At 38.3% G+C, this 5,416-nt stretch carries 6 protein-coding genes; 1 reads left to right on the top strand and 5 read right to left on the bottom strand.

What is annotated here, in order from left to right; genetic code table 11:
* Positions 1–72: 72 nt before the first annotated feature.
* The gene (locus tag V7659_RS10235; protein ID WP_335539874.1) at positions 73–300 is read right to left on the bottom strand and encodes a hypothetical protein; all 228 of its coding nucleotides are present in this window, start codon (positions 298–300) and stop codon (positions 73–75) included.
* Between the two features lie 198 nt (positions 301–498).
* Between V7659_RS10235 and V7659_RS10230 the strand changes: the two genes are divergently transcribed.
* A complete protein-coding gene (locus V7659_RS10230) occupies positions 499–1,443 on the top strand; it encodes an aldo/keto reductase family protein (protein WP_335539872.1) in 945 nt (314 codons plus the stop codon).
* 37 nt (positions 1,444–1,480) lie between these two features.
* Here the strand turns inward: V7659_RS10230 and V7659_RS10225 are convergent, their stop codons facing one another.
* The 4 genes from V7659_RS10225 to V7659_RS10210 form a co-directional block, all read right to left on the bottom strand.
* Positions 1,481–2,704 (bottom strand): MDR family MFS transporter, encoded by a 1,224-nt coding sequence (locus V7659_RS10225; protein ID WP_335539870.1) that lies wholly within the window; start codon positions 2,702–2,704, stop codon positions 1,481–1,483.
* Positions 2,705–2,829: 125 nt separating this feature from the next.
* Positions 2,830–3,096, bottom strand: coding sequence for a phage holin (locus V7659_RS10220; protein ID WP_335539869.1), 267 nt, complete (start codon positions 3,094–3,096; stop codon positions 2,830–2,832).
* A gap of 102 nt (positions 3,097–3,198) precedes the next feature.
* A complete protein-coding gene (locus V7659_RS10215; RefSeq protein ID WP_335539867.1) occupies positions 3,199–4,551 on the bottom strand; it encodes an ABC transporter permease in 1,353 nt (450 codons plus the stop codon).
* On the bottom strand, positions 4,548–5,237 hold the full coding sequence (locus tag V7659_RS10210) for an ABC transporter ATP-binding protein (RefSeq protein ID WP_335539865.1): 690 nt from the start codon (positions 5,235–5,237) through the stop codon (positions 4,548–4,550). The genes V7659_RS10215 and V7659_RS10210 overlap by 4 nt, the downstream gene beginning before the upstream one ends.
* Between the last annotated feature and the right edge of the window lie 179 nt (positions 5,238–5,416).

Below are 5,416 nucleotides of genomic sequence, written 5' to 3'. Positions count from 1 at the left end.
GGCGCTGGAGCTAGACAATAATCTAAGTTCAAAACGTATACTTTCCTATCATAAAAAATATAAGAGCCTCCCCTATAATGGAAGGCCCTTATCTGACTTCGTTTTTGGTAATTCTTTTTCTCTTCTATGGAACAACCTTTTGATTAATACAATTGTACCTAATACTAGTCTGCTCAACCATCTCCTTTCCCCTTTTATATTTGGCCCATATACATAACGATTCCAAAAATAATAGAAAAATTCCTCAACTACGAGTAATAGGACGAACAATAGTGCCGCAATAATGATCCAAAACCACATTTTAAGGACTCCTTTTCAACAGATGAATAATCATATTCGAAAAACCTCTGGAAAGTACGATCAAAATCATGCGCAGTTCCCATGGAACTATCTGGATATTCTTATTTTAGCAAAAACTCACTAAATTGTGGACTTTTAGGTAAATTTTGTTGTATTTTTATTTTGAGTAACGAAATTTTTTAGGAGGGAATTTATTATATGGAATATCGTCGCTTAGGAAACACTGGCTTAAAAGTAAGTGAAATAAGCTTAGGAAGCTGGCTTACATACGGAGGCTATGTAGAGGAACAAAATGCTGCTGCTTCAATCGATAAAGCCTACGAATTAGGGGTCAACTTTTTTGATACTGCCAATGTTTATATGCGTGGAGAGGCTGAAATCGTAGTAGGTAAGGCTCTGAATAAATATGTACGTGATTCTTATGTATTGGCTACTAAAGTATTTTGGCCAATGGGTGATGGTCCGAATGATAAAGGATTATCCCGTAAGCATGTAATCGAACAATGCCATGCTAGTCTTAAACGTCTTAACACTGATTATGTAGACATATATTATTGCCACCGTTATGACCCCCAAACACCGCTCGACGAAACTTTACGTGCACTCGATGATTTAGTCCGTCAAGGCAAAGTCCTATATGTTGGCGTAAGTGAGTGGACGGCTGAACAAATTTCCGAAGCTGTTCATCTTGCCGATAAAAAGCTGCTTGACCGCATAGTAGTCAATCAGCCGCAATACAGCATGCTGCAGCGTTATATTGAAAAAGAAGTATTACCTGTAAGTGAAAAGCATGGAATTGGCCAGGTTGTCTGGTCCCCGCTTGCCCAGGGTGTACTAACTGGAAAATATATAAAAGGCCAACAAGCTCCAACAGGGAGCCGGGCTTCACAGGAAAAATACAGCAATCTTTTTGGCTTGTTAACGGATGAGAACCTTGATAAAGTAGAACTTTTAAAAGAGGTTGCCCAAGACAATGAACTTTCCCTCGCTAATCTTGCCCTTGCTTGGATCTTGCGGCAAAAAAATGTAGCCAGTGCACTTGTCGGTGCAAGCCGTCCCGAGCAATTGGAAGAAAACGTGAAAGCGTCTGGTGTTAAGCTGAACGATGAAACTCTGGCAAGAATTGAAGATATTCTAAGATAAAGATGATGCCTCTGGTTTCGTATCCAGAGGCATTTTATCAAATTGTTTTTTCAAGGTTTGGATTTTTTTCGTTAATACTATAAAATTTATTTCCTGATAAGAAGAAAACCACACTACCCAAGGTTGTGATCGTAAGTACCCAAAACATGATCTGGCCATGAAACTGACTAAGTAGAAAGCCGCCAATAATTGGCCCTAAAAAATTTCCAATTTTCCGAAATTGTGCTGCCCCGAAATACGTACCTCGCAAATGTTCGGGTGCCAATTGATCAATCATCATGCTGTTGGATGGAAAAATTAAAATTTCACCTATTGTTAGGAACACAATTGCCAGAATGGCTATTACCCAGCCGTTTACAAAACTGAAGGCAACTAATCCTGCTGCCATAAATACAGCACCAATAACCATTACCTGCATTAATCGGAACTTCTCAGCAACATGACTAATGGGCATTTGCAGGAAAACAACCATCACCGCATTTATCGTGATCAGTGTTGAAAAAATGACAATGCCATTTTCGACTGAACCTTCAAGTATTTGCGGCAAGTTGGAATCAATTTGAACATAGCCCATGTTGACTAAAATGATACCAATGATTAGATACCTTAATGCTTTATCAGTTCTAATAATTTTAAATGCATCACCAAAGGAGACACCCTTTTTGCTTTGTCCGGGCTGAGTTAAGACTAGCCTCTTCATCAGGATCACCAGCACCATTGCATACAATAAATAAGTGGTTCCAGTTATTGCAAACGATAACTTCGCTGATGTACTGGCTAAATAGGCTCCAACCAGTGGACCTACTGATGCCCCAATATTCATGGCAGTATATCGTAAGGAATATACCTTCATCCGCTTTTCCTTATCGGTTAAATCAGCCATTAAGGCTTGAGCGGTTGGTTCAAAAAATGAATTGCACAGTCCGTTTAATGCATTTAGAAGGATAAACCATCCCTCACCAGTTGCCATCGTAAACCCATAATAAACAAATGCGACCGTAAACAAAGAGATAAGCATAACAGGTTTTCGCCCAAACCGATCTGATAAATGACCGCCAATAAAACCGCCAACTGTTGCCATTAATGGACTCATCCCAACGGTTAAGCCAATGACAATTGGCGACAGATCCATATGCCTAGATAGGTAGATAGCTAGGAATGGAAGCGTCATAAAAGAAGCGCCTCTTGATAGAACGGTTCCAATTAATAAAACCCATACGATCGGGTGAAATTGTCCGATATAGCTTTTTATTTTTGCCATTTATATGTACTGCCTCTCACAAATTTTTTAGTCCATATCTAGTAAAACAATTTGTGTGGCTATTGTAAAGAATTTTCTTACTGTTCTAACAGGAAAAGCCAGTTCCGTTTGGAACTGACTATAATTTAGTTTGGATCTTTGTAGGTTAACGCTCGTTCACTATCCTTATAACCCTTTGTGGTTGGATCCTGTATTATTCCTAACAACGACAACAAAACAAAGACGGCATTTACAAAAGTTAATACACCATTCTGGATTGCATCAGTGAGTTGAAAATCAATGATTCCAAACGAATTTAAACACGCTAGCAGCATCTGGGCCACAATCATAATTTGAGATACAAATGCGATTACCCAGTTCTTGTTTCTTAATCGGACTTTCCAGTTAATCATCTCCCCATCCCCCTCCATTGTTGTTAAACAATCTTTCTATTAACATATGCTTGGACGAGGAAATGGTTGTCCGCTAGTATCATGGGTTTTATCTTTTACCCATTACACTTCTCTTCTCATAGCTTTTAAGACATCAACCTTTGTTGCCCGCTGTGCTGGGCGTAATCCTGAAATGATAGTTACAGCGTAACAAATCACAACACAGATAATCGGTAAAACAATCGGAATATCACTAAAAATTAGGTCTAAATCCGTCTCTTGGCCAAAAGCCTGTTTGATAATTAATGGAATCGCAAAATTAACCGTATAGCTAATCCCATAAGAAACGATCGTACCAATAAGGGCACCGATTAGCCCAATATAACTACTTTCTAGCAGAAAAATTCGTTTAATGGTTTTCGGATTTGCACCAATTGCTTTCATAATCCCAATATCAGGAGCCCGCTCAGTCACTGCCATCGTCATCGTATTATAAATTCCAATGGACGCAATCAGTATCGCGATTGTCCCAATAAAGATCAAACCTGCCTTTGCAATCATAAATACCATATTGACCTCTTTTAGTTCATTGACAACCGAATATGTTGCATAATTCTTTTCTTTTAATTGGTCAGATATACTTTGGACCGATTCCATGTTTTTTGCATAAATCTTTACTTCATCATACATATTTTTATTGTTTAAAAGATCGTCTGGTACCTCTTTTGTGTTTATATCCAACATGAATCCTTTGGGTGTCCCTGTAAACCTCTCAATTTCAGTTAACATCTCATCGGAAATAAAGACACTACTATCCTGTGCCCATTCTTTTGTTGGCTTTTTAGAGATTCCCACCACCTTTAATGGGATCGTTTTTTCTACTTGTTTACCTTCTTTAAACTGCTTTACGGTTAAGTTTATTTCTTTTCCAAGTAATTCTCCTTTATAAAGATACTCAGCTTTAATCAGTCCCTTTTCATCATACAGTTCATCCCCCGCATCCTTGTCAGCTAGATTAGTTAAGAAATTATAACCGACGGCCACTTCGTTTTTCCCATTCGGCAGACGGCCCTCCGATAATTCGAACCCTGCTTTAATTTCTGCTGGGAAATTTGCCACAAAGGTTTGCGTTCCTACTTGATAATTCCCAATTGAATAGATGCTTTCTTGCTGTAACATTTTCCTTCTTGTCACTGCTTTTACATCATTTATCTTTTCAAACAATTTCACATCTTTATCAGTTAAAGGGCGATATACCCCTTCATCTTTTGTTTCCTTACCATGAACATCAATTTGGGTAATGACCCTCCGTTCGGTAATTTCCTTTACCACTGATTTCTGTAAACCAAACCCTACAGAGGCGAGCACAATTAAGAAGGCACAACCCATTGCGGTTGCAAGAATCGTCATAAATACTCTTGTTCTATTTTTCTTCATATTCTGGCGGACGAAGCGAAATTGGTCTCTTAGCTTCATACCAACACCTCCTCGACAATGCGTCCATCTTTTAATTCTATTTTACGGTTACCAATCTCAGCTACCTTATCATCATGGGTGATAATTAAAAACGTAATTCCTAAATCCCTATTCAATTCCTTAATAAATAGTAATAACTCATCTTCAGTTTCACTATCAAGACTGCCCGTTGGTTCATCGGCAAGAATAATCGGGGGATTCACAATTAAGGCCCGGGCGATACTTACCCGCTGCTGCTGCCCGCCTGACAGCTCTCCAGGATAATGATCCTGGTAATCTAGCAATCCCACTTTTTGCAGCATCGCTTCGGTTTGCACTTTTCTTTCCTTTTCATTTACACCTTTTAATATCAACGGCAATTCAACATTTTGAAAAGCAGTCATGCTCGGAATCAATTGAAAGCTTTGAAAAATAAATCCTAGATGATTGATCCGAAAGTCAGCAAAATTCGATTCATTTAGATTTGAAACTTTTTCTCCGCTAATCCATATTTCACCCTCTTTCGGATGAATAAAACCACTAACTAAGTTAAGGAGCGTCGATTTTCCGGACCCGCTTCTGCCAACAATAGTGACGATTTCACCCTTCTCGACACTAAAAGAAATATCTCTAAGTACCGGAATGATCGTTTGTCTCCCTTTTTTTCCAATTACAAAGTCATGGCTTAAGTTTTTTATTGTTATCATAATTTCCTCCTGTTTTCCAATCACTTCACCATAATAGACGAAGCACACTCACTAAACCCCTACAAAATTTATTAAATTTTTTACAACTGAGGCCGTCTCATTAGTTTTTTGGTTCAATATGGGAATATTACTTGCTATATAGGCTTTTACTAGTCTTTTTAATTGATAAAATTTATAAT

This window comes from Neobacillus drentensis (genome assembly GCF_036966985.1).
GTDB lineage: Bacteria > Bacillota > Bacilli > Bacillales > Cytobacillaceae > Neobacillus > Neobacillus drentensis_E.
This window is presented reverse-complemented; position numbering and strand designations above follow the sequence as displayed.

Excerpts from the sequence above, each read along its gene's own strand:
- V7659_RS10235 (WP_335539874.1), bottom strand. The coding sequence starts at position 300 with ATGTGGTTTTGGATCATTATTGCGGCACTATTGTTCGTCCTATTACTC.
- V7659_RS10230 (WP_335539872.1), top strand. The coding sequence starts at position 499 with ATGGAATATCGTCGCTTAGGAAACACTGGCTTAAAAGTAAGTGAAATA.
- V7659_RS10225 (WP_335539870.1), bottom strand. The coding sequence starts at position 2,704 with ATGGCAAAAATAAAAAGCTATATCGGACAATTTCACCCGATCGTATGG.
- V7659_RS10220 (WP_335539869.1), bottom strand. The coding sequence starts at position 3,096 with ATGATTAACTGGAAAGTCCGATTAAGAAACAAGAACTGGGTAATCGCA.
- V7659_RS10215 (WP_335539867.1), bottom strand. The coding sequence starts at position 4,551 with ATGAAGCTAAGAGACCAATTTCGCTTCGTCCGCCAGAATATGAAGAAA.
- V7659_RS10210 (WP_335539865.1), bottom strand. The coding sequence starts at position 5,237 with ATGATAACAATAAAAAACTTAAGCCATGACTTTGTAATTGGAAAAAAA.